Source organism: Colwellia sp. MB3u-55, from assembly GCF_014076785.1.
Lineage (GTDB): Bacteria > Pseudomonadota > Gammaproteobacteria > Enterobacterales > Alteromonadaceae > Colwellia_A.
Map to the genome: position 1 here is coordinate 78,153 of NZ_JACGUS010000020.1, position 14,487 is coordinate 92,639.

At 37.1% G+C, this 14,487-nt stretch carries 13 protein-coding genes; 10 read left to right on the forward strand and 3 right to left on the reverse strand.

Annotated features, from left to right (window positions below):
* Positions 1-618: a flavin prenyltransferase UbiX gene (locus H4J66_RS00405; protein ID WP_070375706.1), complete on the forward strand. Its 618-nt coding sequence runs from the start codon at positions 1-3 to the stop codon at positions 616-618.
* Here H4J66_RS00405 and H4J66_RS00410 read toward each other — a convergent pair.
* Together H4J66_RS00410 and H4J66_RS00415 are read right to left on the reverse strand one after the other, a co-directional pair.
* Positions 590-799 carry a hypothetical protein gene (locus H4J66_RS00410; protein ID WP_182169198.1) on the reverse strand — a complete coding sequence of 70 codons (210 nt, stop codon included), beginning with the start codon at positions 797-799 and terminating at the stop codon, positions 590-592. The two genes, H4J66_RS00405 and H4J66_RS00410, sit on opposite strands and share 29 nt — an antisense overlap.
* A gap of 37 nt (positions 800-836) precedes the next feature.
* Positions 837-1,274, reverse strand: a complete 438-nt coding sequence (locus tag H4J66_RS00415; protein WP_182169200.1) for a hypothetical protein — start codon at positions 1,272-1,274, stop codon at positions 837-839.
* A 220-nt stretch (positions 1,275-1,494) separates the two neighbouring features.
* Between H4J66_RS00415 and H4J66_RS20565 the strand changes: the two genes are divergently transcribed.
* The 4 genes from H4J66_RS20565 (at position 1,495) to H4J66_RS00435 (ending at position 4,943) form a co-directional block, all read left to right on the forward strand.
* Positions 1,495-1,983 (forward strand): hypothetical protein, encoded by a 489-nt coding sequence (locus H4J66_RS20565; RefSeq protein ID WP_182169202.1) that lies wholly within the window; start codon positions 1,495-1,497, stop codon positions 1,981-1,983.
* 132 nt (positions 1,984-2,115) lie between these two features.
* Positions 2,116-2,337, forward strand: a complete 222-nt coding sequence (locus tag H4J66_RS20570) for a hypothetical protein (protein ID WP_182169203.1) — start codon at positions 2,116-2,118, stop codon at positions 2,335-2,337.
* 67 nt (positions 2,338-2,404) lie between these two features.
* Positions 2,405-3,493, forward strand: coding sequence for a hypothetical protein (locus H4J66_RS00430; protein WP_182169204.1), 1,089 nt, complete (start codon positions 2,405-2,407; stop codon positions 3,491-3,493).
* 37 nt (positions 3,494-3,530) lie between these two features.
* Positions 3,531-4,943, forward strand: coding sequence for a hypothetical protein (locus H4J66_RS00435; RefSeq protein ID WP_182169205.1), 1,413 nt, complete (start codon positions 3,531-3,533; stop codon positions 4,941-4,943).
* 110 nt (positions 4,944-5,053) lie between these two features.
* Here the strand turns inward: H4J66_RS00435 and H4J66_RS00440 are convergent, their stop codons facing one another.
* Positions 5,054-5,596, reverse strand: coding sequence for a DUF2780 domain-containing protein (locus H4J66_RS00440; RefSeq protein ID WP_182169206.1), 543 nt, complete (start codon positions 5,594-5,596; stop codon positions 5,054-5,056).
* Positions 5,597-6,197: 601 nt separating this feature from the next.
* Here H4J66_RS00440 and hemE point away from each other — a divergent pair.
* The 5 genes from hemE to H4J66_RS00465 all read left to right on the forward strand — a co-directional run bounded on the left by hemE (position 6,198) and on the right by H4J66_RS00465 (position 14,472).
* Positions 6,198-7,265: a uroporphyrinogen decarboxylase gene (gene hemE / locus H4J66_RS00445; protein ID WP_182169207.1), complete on the forward strand. Its 1,068-nt coding sequence runs from the start codon at positions 6,198-6,200 to the stop codon at positions 7,263-7,265.
* Positions 7,266-7,424: 159 nt separating this feature from the next.
* Complete coding sequence (locus H4J66_RS00450; protein WP_182169208.1) at positions 7,425-9,992, forward strand: EAL domain-containing protein; 2,568 nt, start codon at positions 7,425-7,427, stop codon at positions 9,990-9,992.
* A gap of 194 nt (positions 9,993-10,186) precedes the next feature.
* Complete coding sequence (locus H4J66_RS00455) at positions 10,187-11,845, forward strand: M28 family peptidase (RefSeq protein ID WP_182169209.1); 1,659 nt, start codon at positions 10,187-10,189, stop codon at positions 11,843-11,845.
* Positions 11,846-11,950: 105 nt separating this feature from the next.
* On the forward strand, positions 11,951-12,808 hold the full coding sequence (locus H4J66_RS00460) for an HDOD domain-containing protein (RefSeq protein ID WP_259368552.1): 858 nt from the start codon (positions 11,951-11,953) through the stop codon (positions 12,806-12,808).
* A 239-nt stretch (positions 12,809-13,047) separates the two neighbouring features.
* Complete coding sequence (locus tag H4J66_RS00465) at positions 13,048-14,472, forward strand: sodium-dependent transporter (RefSeq protein WP_182169210.1); 1,425 nt, start codon at positions 13,048-13,050, stop codon at positions 14,470-14,472.
* Positions 14,473-14,487: the final 15 nt, after the last annotated feature.

The window sequence follows — 14,487 nt, forward strand, 5'->3', positions numbered from 1 at the left end:
ATGAACGAGTTTAGAGAAAAAATTACTGTCGCAATTACTGGCGCATCTGGTGCTCCCTATGCATTAAGATTAATCGAATGTTTAGTGGCGGCGAATGTACAAATTTATGTTTTATGTTCAAGCGCAGCACGGGTTGTTCTTGACACAGAAGTTGGCGTTAAAATACCGGGCTCCCCTGACGGTGCCACTCAATTTCTCAGTGAAAAATTTAAAGCAAAACCTTCACAAATCACAGTCTTTGGCAAAGAACAATGGTTCTCCCCCGTGGCTTCAGGTTCTGCAGCCCCTAAAAAAATGATTGTCTGTCCTTGTTCAACCGGCACATTAGCCGCTATTACCTTAGGTATGAGTGACAACTTGATTGAGCGTGCCGCCGATGTTGTTATTAAAGAAAGAGGCCAGTTGATTTTAGTGGTACGAGAATCACCTTTTTCTACCATACACTTACAGAATATGCTGACCCTTTCACAAATGGGCGTTACTGTCATGCCAGCGGCACCTGGCTTTTATCATCACCCCAAGTCGATTAATGATTTAATTGATTTTATGGTGGGCAGAATGTTGGATCATTTAGGTATTGAACAAGCGATTATTCCGCGCTGGGGGTATCAGCTTTAATTTTTGCTTGTGGCGTTTGGCTGTTATGCTCTGTTTTACAATTGGAGTCGATCTCTTTGCGGTGAATATCGCAAGGAGTTGATTGACCATTAATTATAATTTTTTGTCGACCATTGCTCATTGACACTGAGCCACAAGAAAATAAAAAAAGTATCAGTAAAGTAGATAATAACTTTTGCATATTTTTGCTCTAGAATCCTATGTGAAATCAGTATAAGTTATTTAAATAAGTTAGAACAGTTTTCAGGTGAGGCTGCCATTAACGTAACCGTTTTACCACTTCGCACTTTTACACAACTTACTGATTCAGGAATTTTTTGCTTTTGAATGACATCAAATTCACCTTGGATGGCGGAATTTAGATGGTACTGAAAAGCATCATTACTCCCTTCAAATAAAGCGGTAAATAACCCAAAAACTAATGCCCCAGCGATGGTCCCTGCAATCATATCTTTATGGTTACCGTCAAGTTCGCCTAATAAGCCAATGCCAGCACCGGTAATAATACCTGTTTTGACCTCTGAAGATAAAGTTACCGGAGTAACCGACGCAATAGTCGCATAAAATTCTTTAATTATTTGGTGTTGCTCTGCTCGGTCAACCCCATGGCTTGCACATCCTGCAAATAGTAAAGCGCTAAGTAATAATCTTTTCATGGTGTTTTCTCAATAATTTATTGTGCATATAAAAATGAGGGCACAAGGAGTATGAAAAGATGTTACCGAGAGTTACAAGCCAAAAATATTTAAAAATTGTATGTTAATTGTTTACGGTGGCTTACATAATTTTACGTTTTCAAAAAAATTATAGGAAAGGCGTTAATAGGATATTGCTGATGCCAAGTTTTGGAGCAATAGGCCTGAAAAATTCTCTGGCTTGATTAAAGAACCCCAAACGGTATTGAGTTCGCCTGGGGATTTAAACCATAGTGAACTTATTGATAAAATACTCAAATGGGATGAATGGCATTATAGTTTAAATACCTCACCTAAAATCGTTGTATTAGATACACGCACCCAGCGATTGTACTCTGAAAGTAATGCCGGCAAATCTTCTGGCTTAATGGACTGGCAGTCATTATCAGCCCTACAGCAAGCGTTAATTAATGAGCCTAATATTATCATGGTCTCTGCTGCACCTATTTATGGGGTTAAGTTGATTGAAACTATTCAGCGTATTTTTACTTTTTGGGGAAAGCCTTTAGCAGTAGATGCTGAAAACTGGATCGCACACTCTGGCACAGCTAATGTGATGTTAAATATCTTTAGACACAATAAAACACCGCCTAATTTTATTATTCTTTCAGGTGATGTGCACTATTCTTTTGTTTATAAAGTGACTTACCGTTTTCGTCGTGACAGCTAAAAAATATTACAAGTCACCTGTAGCGGTTTAAAAAATGAATTTCCGGCCGCTTTATTACATACCTTAGAAAGGCTAAATAAATATTTGTATGCGACTTATTCACCGCTTAACTGGTTTACAAAAAGAAGGCGGATGAAGGTCCGTGTGAGAAGGCCTAATTACATTGACTCAGCTAACGATGTAACTTCATTTAATGGCAGTGGTATTGGCTTGTTGACCTTAAGCGAAGATAACCAAACCATCACCACAGAAATCATACAACAAAAGGAAAAGTTGTTCGCTTTGAGCAACTCTTGTAATACGGCAAAAAGCGACAAGCAACTTGAACTCAATATTGAACAAATATTTGATTAGTTATTGATTAGTTGATACTTTATATTCAGTTTAGACATAAACGTTAATGTAAAATGGAATTTATCTAATGGCTATTTATCAAAGAATTTTTATAGTAGGATTACTTTTTTTACTCGTATCGTGTAGTCCAACGAAACATAGCGAAGCCTTGCAGGCATATCAGCAAGCTAAGCAAGAACTCAACCTCACTCACTCAATCACCGCATTAAAAAAACTGGTTCAACTAAAACCCTCACAATACCAAGCTGAATTAACGCTTGCCGAAAAAGCTCAAGATAAATTAATAGCGGCACAAGTTCACCTTGCTCAGGGCGATTACTATTTAGCTTATCTGTTAAGTCATGATTCTCATCAGCACTTCCCCAGTACCGAAAATAAAAAAGTATTAATACAAGCAGCTAAAAAGTTAGTGCCGATAATAAAAATAATGCAATTTATTAGCGAATCATTTACTAGTCGGCCAACAGATCTACCTGAAATTTATCAGGAATGTCTTAATCGACCTGTTGATGACTGGGACTTAATAAAGATTAATAGCGTGATCAACCAGTTAACGCAAAGTAAAGCCAAATTAACCAAAGCGCTAAGTCGAATAAACAGCAGTGACCTCGAGTCAATACTACCAACAGGGTTTGCATTACAGCGTGGAATTAAAGCCCAACTAACGCTCATTGAGCGCGAGAGAGATTATCTACCTAAGCTCGCTAAGCACCTAAGTGCAAAGTTACTGATAGATTTAAATAAATCATTAACAGATAACACCATCGAACTGTTATCTATGTTTGACTCTGAAACGGCAAAAAGTAATAGCCAAGCCACTTTTATTGGCGCTAGAACAAATTACTCGTCCTATAAAAACCTAGTGGTTAACCTGTCTTTAGCGACAAACTTAGCTTCCGGTGATCGCCATGCAAGTTGGTATCAAGCATGGCAAACTATGGAGAGTGAGGTCCTTGATCCACAAGGTTTATTTTTAAATTATCCTCTTCAAGCAGAGCGAAGAAGTAAAAATATAAACCGCCACATCAATGTTAACGTTACTGAACCTTTACAAGCAAAGGTTGAAGATATTGATATTAATGATTTTTATTTACGCTACCCAGCCATCAATGCACTGACCAAAAAGTTAGTAATTGATAAAGCTATTTTATTATAAATATAAGTTATTCATGAATTATAGCGGAGTTACCTTAATGCACATTTTTCTAAAAATAGTTACCTTTAATTGTTTTTTACTCTTTTCCTTGTTTGCTTTTTCAGCCGTTGAGGAAGTCGTACTGCCACCTATTCTTGACTACTACCCTAATTGTGAATACCAAGTCATTAAAGAAACGAGTGTTATTGGTATGGCTAAAGCGCAGCAAATGGCTAAAACTACCAAGAGATTATTAAATCAATTACAACAAAAAGCGATAGATGCTGGCGCCAATGGTGTCATTATCATCGATAAAAAAATAGAAGATATTAACGTTTTAGATGAAAAGGGTGGGCAACAACAAATACGTTTTTTTGCTAAGCTAATTGTGCAGTGTCAACAGAAAAAAGTAGCCGATGAAATGGGCACTCCAAATGTCATCCATCAAAGATTTACCGCTTATAATCATGACGGTGTTAAAGCAAAAAGTATGATGACCTTCAAATTGACTTCTGCTGACTCTAGAGTTGGCCGGCCTGAAGTTATCAATACTGAGGTATCTTTGGCCAACGGTCTTTATGGCGTAAAGTTGGGCGATAGCTATCAACAAGTCATCAAAAAATTTGGTGAGCCTAATGTGCAATTAACCTTGCTGGCTGATGAGTTGATTATAGGTTACGGAAGACACCATTGGTTGCATTTTCAATTGGATAAATTAGTAAAGGTACAAAGTACTTTGCCATATTTATCAGCCAGTATTTTGAATAAAATTCCTTTACTTGATTTTTTTGATGCCAATGCTTGGAAGATCAACAATAAGGTCGGTCGAAAAGCACTTTTAAAGGACGTTTATCCTGCATTAGCGTTAGATAAACCTTTAAATGAAAAGAATCAATTAGTCTTAAATAGCCAAGACAAGGTGCTAACACTAAATTTTATTGCCAGTAAAAATTCTCATACCAATGAAAAGAAATATACGTTGGGTGGCTTCTCTATGGAGCAAAGCAACTATAAAGAAAGTCGTATGCTGCCTTTTGATGATCAAGTGATTCAAAACGAGGCAATTACACAAGCGTATTTAGCCCTAGTATCAAACAAAGAAATAAATGTTAATAACCTTGCAGAGCAGCTTGGTGAAGCTAAAGGGCGGATAGTATTGCCAAGAGGGATCACTATCAATCTTTATAACCAACATTTAATGTTAAAGGTAAACACTACTGAACTTGTTGAAATTCATTTGTTGGAAGAAGTCTTTATAAACGATAACGCTAATTCAAAAGCTACTATTTGGGCTTTGGGGGATTTTATTCAAGGGGGATCATTTGAACAACTTCAAAAGTCCTTTCCTGACGATGCCTATGAAAGTAATTATGGTATCGAAATACCGTCGGTAGGGTATTCGTTATTTTTGCTCTTTGATGATTATAATAAGGGAAAACCGTTATATGAAGCGGTAATTAGCATATATTAATTGCAGTCTTTAATGAGTCGTTAAAAATCAATATTTGCTAATTTCACTGAAGTTCTGTTTTAGTAAACTCAGTGAAATTAGCTGCAGCGATTAGTCGCTAATAGATCAAGTTACCCGAGTAACTTGCCTAAACCTTGCGTTAATACTTGTTTTGCATCTTGCCCTTGTGGGGTGTCTAAGTAGCTTTGAGCACTAGAAACAAAGCTGCTGATCATTTCTGGATTTAAACCTAATGCTTCAAATTGCTTTTTTATATCATTAATAGACTTTAATGAGTCGCTGTATTGTGAAGCTTTGTCAAGTAAACCGCTTAAGCCTTTGCCAGAGCTAAGTTCGCTAATATCAGGCATTTGACTAACAAGTCCATCGACACCCGGTAATGATTTAGCTAACTGACCAAACTGTTCTGTTGAAACATTATTTTTTACGTAATTAAAAATAGCACCCATACCGCCAGCTGCTTGTTCAGTATTAACATTTAATGTATTTGTTAATTGTTCAACTAAACCTTCAGTGCTTGGCAATTTTACACTTTGCTCTTCAACCTCGCCCATTCCAACAAAGCTTTTTAAGCTATCAAACCAACTAGTTTCCTGTGCCATAGCCGAACTGCTTAATGTTGAAATAGTTAATAAAAGGATGATTTTTTTCATGGGGGATTTCCGTAATGATTAAAAGTTATTAATAAATTAAGGTAATTGTACGACATTTTACAGCTTAATAGGAGCAAATATATCGGTTGAATTGCTAGAAATTCACAACTGAAAAATAAGTTTTGAAGGGAGTTTTGCTATTTATACAAGCGTGTTTATTCTTTACAGGACTTACCCATTACTTATGTACGTTAGGCGTATTAACGCGATATTTTTCTTTAGGCAATAAAAAAGCCTTACAAAGTGTAAGGCTTGAATTGCTCGCTGTAGGTCTAGTTTATACTAGCTTCTTTTTAGTTATTTCTTTTATTATTATTATTATTTTTATTTGTGCACTTCTTTAACGCGGGGCAATTTATAACAAAGCGAAAAAGCGAACGCAACAACTTTAATAGAGCATTTATACCACGACTTTTTTCGTATAAAGTAACTTTTGTTACAATTAATTATATTTATTGAAATTAAGTGACTGATTACTAATCGCTTATTGTTTTCATATCATAAATAGGTCTAATTATTACAGCAACGAATTGATTTAGAACATAGACCAAAAAAATTGCTAATGGTAGAATGCGCGCATATAAAAATGGGAAGATACTTCATGACTGAATTAAAAAACGATACTTACTTACGCGCGCTTTTGCGTCAGCCTGTAGATTACACACCAGTATGGATGATGAGACAAGCAGGGCGTTACTTACCTGAATACCGTGAAGTTCGCAAAAACGCTGGCGATTTTATGTCGGTATGCCGCGATGCTGATCTCGCATGTGAGGTTACCATTCAGCCGTTACGTCGTTTTCCGCTTGATGCCGCCATTTTATTTAGCGATATTTTAACTATTCCTGACGCTATGGGCTTAGGCTTGTATTTCGAAACAGGGGAAGGGCCGAAATTTGAACGTCCTATTACCTGTAAAGCTGATGTAGAAAAAATAGGCATACCCGATCCAGAAGTAGAATTACAATATGTAATGAATGCAGTACGTACTATCCGTAAAGAATTGAAGGGCGAAGTACCTCTAATTGGTTTTTCAGGTAGCCCATGGACATTAGCGACTTATATGATTGAAGGTGGCAGTTCAAAAGCCTTTACCAAAATCAAAAAAATGATGTTTGCTGAGCCAAAAACATTACACATGCTATTAGATAAGTTAGCAGATTCAGTGATTTCTTATTTGAATGCACAAATTGCTGCTGGCGCGCAATCTGTTATGGTCTTTGATACATGGGGTGGGGTGTTATCACCACGTGATTATAACGAGTTTTCATTACAGTATATGGCAAAAATTGTTGATGGGTTAACTCGTCACAATGACGGTCGTAAAGTACCGGTAACCTTATTTACTAAAAATGGCGGTATGTGGTTAGAGTCTATTGCGGCAACGGGTTGTGATGCCGTAGCGCTTGATTGGACCATAGATATTGAAAATGCTAAAGCCCGTATTGGCGACAAAGTTGCTTTACAAGGTAATATGGATCCTTCAATGCTTTACGCGCCATTACCTCGTATTGAGCAAGAAGTTGACAAAATTCTTGCCGGCTTTGGTCACGGTGGTACTGGACATGTCTTTAATTTAGGTCATGGTATACATCCTGATGTGAACCCAGAACATGCGGGCCACTTTATAGAATCAGTACATCGTTTAAGTAAGCCTTATCATAAGTAATATAGCCATAGTTAAACAATAAATTATAAAGGAGCCTTGTGCTCCTTTATAATAATGAGTTAGCTCATTACTAATATTTTATTTCATCTAGTGGATATTTTGCTTAAATATCGTCATTATACAGAGTAAATCTATTACTCTCACCTCAAGTTGTAATGTATGACAGACCCTTTAAATAACGAACTTGATAAGCTGAACGAGAGCGATAGCTTGCTAGCAAAGGAAACCATTTCTTTGCTAGGCAAGTATCGTAAGCTCGAAGATCGTTATACTGCACTTTTTAAGTTAAACCAGTTATCTCATGACTGTGCAGATTTAAGTATGTTTTATGGTCAAGTTCACGAATCCATTGCATCAGTGATGAGAGCTGAAAATTTTTATATCGCCCTTTATGACCAAACCCTTTCAACGTTAGAGTTCGTTTACGATGTCGATGAAAAAGATGATTATCCACTAGGTAAATCACCCCTTGAAGCCTTTGCCGGTTCTATGACTTGCTATGTCATTGAAACGGCTAAATCACTCTTGGCGACCCCTGAAGTTGTGACTGAACTAGAAGCTAATAATTCAATTAAACGTATTGGCTCTGATAGCACTGACTGGCTTGGTGTACCATTACTTAATGATGGTGTTGTTATTGGCGTTATGGCCGTACAAAGTTATTCCGAAGCACTCCGTTACCAAGTAGATGACCTTGAGCTAATGGAGTTTACCGCTCAGCATATTGTTACCGCCATGACCCGTTTACACGACCATGAGCGTTTACAAAATGCGGTAAATTCTCGCACTCGCGAATTGATGAAGCAAATTAGAGAACGAGAAAAATCAGAATTATTGCAAGAGTCACTTTTCAAAATATCAGAGTTAACCAATGATGCTACGCTCCATATTGATGAATTTTATTCGATGGTTCATAATATTGTTGGTCAGTTAATTAACGCACAAAACTTTTATATTACTAAATATGATCAACATTCAAAAACACTAACTTTTGTTTATTATTTAGATCAAAACTCTACGAATGCAGCCTCCGACTCGCAGCCTAGGACATTAGGGAATGGCTTTACCGAATATATTATTCGTACCGGTGAAACTCAATTACTTAATTACCCAAAAATGTATGCCTTGTATCAACAAGGTGAGACAAAAGAGCCACAAAAAGAAACTAAATCTTGGCTTGGCGTGCCATTAATACATTCAGGTGTTGTGTTGGGAGCAATGGTCTTACAAAGTTATAATTTAGCAACAACCTTTACCGAACAAGATGCCGAACTATTAAAATTTGTTTCTCAGCATGTTGCATCAGCTATCCAAAGGCGTGACATCTTAGAAGTTGAACGACAGTCTCATATTCTTCTAGAGCAGCAAGTTAAACTGCGAACCGTGGCATTAGAAGACGAAATCAAGCAAAGAAAACAAGCTGAAGAGAAGTTACAACATACGGCATCGCACGATATTCTAACCGGTTTACCTAACCGTACTTTATTTATTAATTTATTAAACCACGCTATCGCCTGTCATAAACGAAAAGCAGATCTTAAATTTGCTGTGTTGTTTTTAGATCTTGACCGTTTTAAAGTCGTTAATGATAGCTTAGGCCACCATGCCGGTGACTTACTTTTACAAGAAATAGCCAAAGAGTTAAAAGTACTGGTTAGAGACAAAGACACTGTTGCTCGATTAGGTGGAGATGAATTTGTTATCTTAATTGAAGACCTTGAATCTAATCATGAAGCTTATGATATTGCGCAACGTATCACTGAGTTTTTAGCGACGCCCTTTACTATTGAAAATCAAAGTATTTTTATTGGCACAAGCATAGGAGTATTGTTTAATGATGAACGTTATGACAGTGCTGATATTATGCTCAGAGATGCTGATACCGCCATGTATCATGCAAAAGATAAAGGGAAGGGACGTTATGAAGTGTTTGATTCTAGCATGCAGAAAAAAGTGGAACATGCCCTGGAATTAGAAGCCGATATTCGTGACGGCATCGCCAATAGTGAATTTTCACCTTACTTTCAACCTATCGTTGATTTAAAAACTGAAACCGTTGTTGGTTTTGAAGCACTCGCGCGTTGGCAGAGCACAAAGCGTGGTTTTGTTTATCCCGATGATTTTATCCCGTTAGCGGAAGAAACTAATTTAGTCATGGCGATTGATTTTCTAATTCTGGAAAAATCTTGTCTTCAGTTAAAGCAGTGGCAAGCAATCTGTGGTCGTAACGATTTATACGTGAGCTGTAACCTCTATGGTAATCACTTTTTTAGTGCAACACTACCCGCAGATATTGAAGAAATAATTCAACGCGTGGGCATTAAACCTAGCCAACTAAGAGTGGAATTAACTGAGCGTGCTTTATTAGAAAATAGTGATTTAGTGCTAGAAAATATGAATGCTTTAAATATGCTAGGTGTTAAAATTTTGCTCGATGATTTTGGTACCGGTTATTCAAGTCTTAGTTACTTACATCGTTTTCCTATTGATGTACTGAAAATTGATCGCTCATTTATTAACAACGTTCATGAACATGATAATCATCAAGCAATCATAAAAACAATTATAGATTTAGCTACTAATTTGAATATGGGCACGGTCGGTGAAGGTATTGAAAATTTAGCCGATGCCGAACTTCTAACTGCTATGGCGTGTCGGTATGGCCAAGGCTATTATTATGCTAAGCCTATGGCTGCAGCTGATTCTGAAAAATATTTACTCAAGTAGTTTATATCAGTAATACCGCTATACCTTATCGGTAGTCACCGTACTTTCCCCTTTGACCTGTCAGGTTTAATTGTCGTTAGCGTTAACCAATAACTTTGTCACTATACTAGCGTTTTATTTTTACAATCATTATAGTGACGTTCGATATAAATCTACCGATCTTAAAAAAATTAAGCCATCATATGAAAAAACCAATGAAATTTAAATTAATAGCCAGCGTCAGTTTATTAACTATCGCATTCTTATCTGCGTGTGGACAAAGCGAAAAAGCAACGATAACTGTTGCCAAAAAAGCACCACAAGTTAATGAAAACAATATTCGAGCTCACATAGAATTTTTAGCCGACGATACATTGTTAGGCAGAGATACCGGCAGCGATGGTTACCAAATTGCGGCTAATTACGTAAAGTCATACTTCAAGCAATTAGGCTTAACACCTATGGGTGAGCAAGCCGGTTTTGAGCAGCAAGTTACCTTTCGTAAAGCGTTTCTTGAAGAAAATAGTGCTAAGTTATCGGTAATCAATAGCGATGGTGAAGTTGCGCTCAAATTTAAAGATGCGTTTATTATGTCGGGTGACAGTGTAGCGACAGAATCAGCTATATCAGCGGAAACGGTTTTCCTTGGTTACGGTGTTGTTTCTGAAGATTTTGGTTATAACGACTATAAAGATATTAATGTTGAAGGAAAAGTTGTTGTAGTCTTAACAGGCCGTCCAGACGATTTACCTTCAGAAGAAGGCGCTCATATTGGCTCGGGTAGTGAAAAATTAAAAAATGCTGTTAAAAATGGTGCTGTTGGTTTTATCACGATTCATACGCCAAAACGCGATGCAGTGCGCACCTTTACTAAAACGGCTAGTTATGCCGATGCACCACGGCTTAACTGGTTAGATAAAGACGGAATGCCTTTTGGTAAACATCCCCAGTTGAAAGGCGGAGCTTATATCAGTGCCGAGTCTGCAGCGGCTTTATTTGTTGGTGCTGAGCGAACCTTAGCGGATATACTTAGCGACGATACAAACAATGTTGCCATTAAAGGTTTTGCATTGAAATCAACCGTTGAAATGGCCAGTAAAAGTCGTCATGAAGAGATCACTAGCCCTAATATCATTGCAGCTATTGAAGGAAGCGATCCAAGTCTAAAAGATGAGTATGTTGTTTTTAGTGCCCATCTTGACCATATCGGTCTTAGTAGTCATGGTGATGAAGAAGATAAAATCAATAATGGTGCGCTTGATAACGCCTCAGGCGTTGCAATACTATTAGAAACTGCGCGTTTGTTATCAGCTATGCCTGAAAAGCCAAAGCGTTCTATTTTGTTTGTGGTGGTAACGGCTGAAGAAAAAGGTTTATTAGGATCTAGTTACTTTGCAACAAACCCAACAGTACCTACATCAAAAATGGTCGCTAATGTTAATTTAGATATGCCATTAATATTATATCCGTTCGCTGATATTATTGCTTTCGGTTCTACACACTCAAGTTTAGGACCTATTGTTGCGAGTGCGGCAGAAAAAATTAATTTATCGTTAAGTGACGATCCTATGCCAGAGCAGGCGTTATTTACTCGCAGCGATCATTACAGCTTTGTAAAAGCCGGTATTCCATCTGTATTTTTAATGACGGGTTTTAAATCTAAAGATCCTGAAATAGATGGTGGTGCGGTATTTGGTGATTTTCTTAAAAATCATTATCATCAGCACAGCGATGAAATAACCTTACCTATTCGTTACGATGCCGCGGCAAGTTTTGCCGAAGTGAACATGATGATAGGGTTAGAAATTGCTAACGGTGATAAGCGTCCAACATGGAACCAAGGTGATTTTTTTGGAAAAACTTTCGCTCAGTAAAACACCTCAATAAAAAATATAAAAACGCAGTGATGAAGATCACTGCGTTTTTTTGTTTTCTGTTTTAAAGCAACAAGCTACACTATTAATATTATTCTATAAAAAATGATTGATAACCCAATGGATGCTCACCAATATGCGCTTGAAGCCAATGGCTCTTTTGCACTTCCCGATGCCTGCTTTAAAATTAAAGCCTTAATGGAAAATGAAGACTCAAGCATTGAAGACTTTGCTAATGTGATCAGTGTCGATCCTTCGATGACTTCGCGTTTATTACAAATAGCAAATAGTGCGATTTATAGTTTTCCTGGCGAAATAAGTACTATTTCACGTGCTATTACCATTATAGGTACGCAAGCTATTTATAACATGATGTTAGTCGATGTGGCGGCAACCGCCTTCAAGCATTTTTCAAATCAGGCTATCGATTTAAAACGCTTTTGGCGAATGAGTATCTTTTGTGGTTTAGCGACTAAAAACTTAGCCATTAAAGCAGGCATACGAGATATTGAACGGCTTTTTGTTGCTGGACTCTTGCAAAATTTTGGTGAATTGATCGTTGCAAAAATAACCCCTGAGATTGCAAAACAATGTGAAAAATATTCAGCAGAACAATTGCCTTGGGTATTACAAAAGCAAGCCTTGGGTTTTACTTATACTGATATATCTGCCGAACTGTTAAAGATATGGCAAATACCTGAAAAAATCATTTTACCGATCCGTCACTTTAATGAAGCGAAAACTATTCAAATTAATAAAGATGTCAAGGTGCTCTATTTAGCATCTCGTTTAGCTTTAGTTGATAGTCATCCTGATGAGTTTGATTATGACGATAGTGTTGATGACAGCTTATGCGCGAATTTAAATATTTCAAGTGATGATTTAGCTCAGGCAATAGAGTTTGCGGCAGAAGAAGCGGAAAATATTCTTACTATTATGAATGGTGGACTCTTCTCAAAATAGCAAAATAAGGCTATATGGAAGCGCACCCTGCTAAATATATGGATTTTATTAATTATTTTTCAATGACTTAGTTGTTGGTTGTCTAAGTGCAACTATATTTATACACTTAATTACTAATACCTTCGTTCTAAAAGAAGACATTAATTATAAAGCCTGCTAGCATCAAGCCATTCTTTTTTTCGTATAGTTAATAAACTATACAAAATATGCCCTACAAATAATTATAATTAAGGACATTTATGAGCGCATCGAGAGAGCAGTTTAGCTCTAAACTTGGATTTATTTTGGCCGCAGCAGGTTCTGCTGTTGGTATTGGCAATTTAGTTGGCTTTCCAGTAAACGCAGCTAAAAATGGGGGTGGCGCATTTTTAATCATGTATGCAATATTCGTATTTTTAATTTGTTTACCGGTGATGATTGCCGAAATGGCGGTTGGCCGTAAAACCCAAAAAGAACCTGTTGGCGCCTACAAAGCGTTAAGTGGTGGCAGTAGAGGTTGGGGAATCGCTGGGATCTTTGGCGTATTAACTCCATTTATGATTGCGGTTTTTTATATGGTGCTAACGGTCTGGATTTTTGGCTATGTTGCGTTAACACTCGCGGGTAAATTAGATTACTTAGCCAGTGGTAATGGTTTTGGTGAATTCATCAACAGTCCCTATTTATTTGTTGCTATGTTTGCCGTAGCGGTTATTGTCAACTTCATCTTAGTGGCAGGTGTCAAAGAAGGCATAGAAAAAGCGGCGAAAGTTTTAATGCCAACATTATTTGTGATGTTGTTAATTATGGTGGTTTACGTCTTAACACTAGAAAATGCTTTTGCGGGGGTTAAATTCTTTATTGTTCCTGATTTTGATAAAATTACCCCTTCAGTAATTAATGGCGCATTGTCACAAGCCTTTTTCTCGCTATCACTCGGTATGGGGATTTTAATTACTTACGGTTCATATATTAATAATAAAACCGACATAGTTAATTCTGCAAAGCTGGTTGCACTAACCGACACGGCTGTTGCCTTTACTGCCGGTTTAATGATTTTACCTGCGGTGTTTTCATTCAACCCGAATGTTAATCCAGCGGAATTAAGTGACAGCTCAGTCTCATTGATCTTTACTTTTTTACCTAAAATATTTTTAGCATTACAAGTGTCACTTGGTTATATTGGTGCGAGTGCTGTCGCGGCATTTTTCTTTCTGTTGGTCTTTTTTGCTGCAATAACATCTCTGGTATCGATTATTGAAGTACCCGTTTCTTACTTAGTCACTGAAAAGAAACATAGCCGCAGAAAAGCTTTATCCATTTTAATGATTGTTGGTGGCGCGCTAACCGTTTTTGCTATGGTCTCTTTTGGTATGGTGTCATTCTTTACTGAATTTACCACTTATGCAGGCGGTTCACGCTCATTCTTTGACGTGGTTTATGATATTTTCTACGATACTATTTTACCGTTAAACGGCTTTTTATTATGTGTTTTCGTTAGTTATCGTTGGAAAAAGCATAACTTGTCAGAAGAGCTGGCTATTGGTAGCGATACCTATAAAGGCTCTTGGGTAGAAAAGTACGTTAACTTTTCATTAGGCACTTTTATTCCAGTCATTGTCTTGGGTATTTTCTTGAATACGGTGGCACAAAAGTTCTTTGCTTTTAGCATTTTTGGATTTTAGTTTATTAATCTAGAC

What these genes read in the sequence shown, in the direction of transcription:
- H4J66_RS00415 (WP_182169200.1), bottom strand. Translation starts at nt 1,274, where the DNA reads ATGAAAAGATTATTACTTAGCGCTTTACTATTTGCAGGATGTGCAAGC.
- H4J66_RS00440 (WP_182169206.1), bottom strand. Translation starts at nt 5,596, where the DNA reads ATGAAAAAAATCATCCTTTTATTAACTATTTCAACATTAAGCAGTTCG.
- hemE (WP_182169207.1), top strand. Translation starts at nt 6,198, where the DNA reads ATGACTGAATTAAAAAACGATACTTACTTACGCGCGCTTTTGCGTCAG.
- H4J66_RS00430 (WP_182169204.1), top strand. Translation starts at nt 2,405, where the DNA reads ATGGCTATTTATCAAAGAATTTTTATAGTAGGATTACTTTTTTTACTC.
- H4J66_RS00465 (WP_182169210.1), top strand. Translation starts at nt 13,048, where the DNA reads ATGAGCGCATCGAGAGAGCAGTTTAGCTCTAAACTTGGATTTATTTTG.
- H4J66_RS00405 (WP_070375706.1), top strand. Translation starts at nt 1, where the DNA reads ATGAACGAGTTTAGAGAAAAAATTACTGTCGCAATTACTGGCGCATCT.
- H4J66_RS00460 (WP_259368552.1), top strand. Translation starts at nt 11,951, where the DNA reads ATGATTGATAACCCAATGGATGCTCACCAATATGCGCTTGAAGCCAAT.
- H4J66_RS00435 (WP_182169205.1), top strand. Translation starts at nt 3,531, where the DNA reads ATGCACATTTTTCTAAAAATAGTTACCTTTAATTGTTTTTTACTCTTT.
- H4J66_RS00455 (WP_182169209.1), top strand. Translation starts at nt 10,187, where the DNA reads ATGAAATTTAAATTAATAGCCAGCGTCAGTTTATTAACTATCGCATTC.
- H4J66_RS00450 (WP_182169208.1), top strand. Translation starts at nt 7,425, where the DNA reads ATGACAGACCCTTTAAATAACGAACTTGATAAGCTGAACGAGAGCGAT.
- H4J66_RS20570 (WP_182169203.1), top strand. Translation starts at nt 2,116, where the DNA reads ATGAAGGTCCGTGTGAGAAGGCCTAATTACATTGACTCAGCTAACGAT.
- H4J66_RS00410 (WP_182169198.1), bottom strand. Translation starts at nt 799, where the DNA reads ATGCAAAAGTTATTATCTACTTTACTGATACTTTTTTTATTTTCTTGT.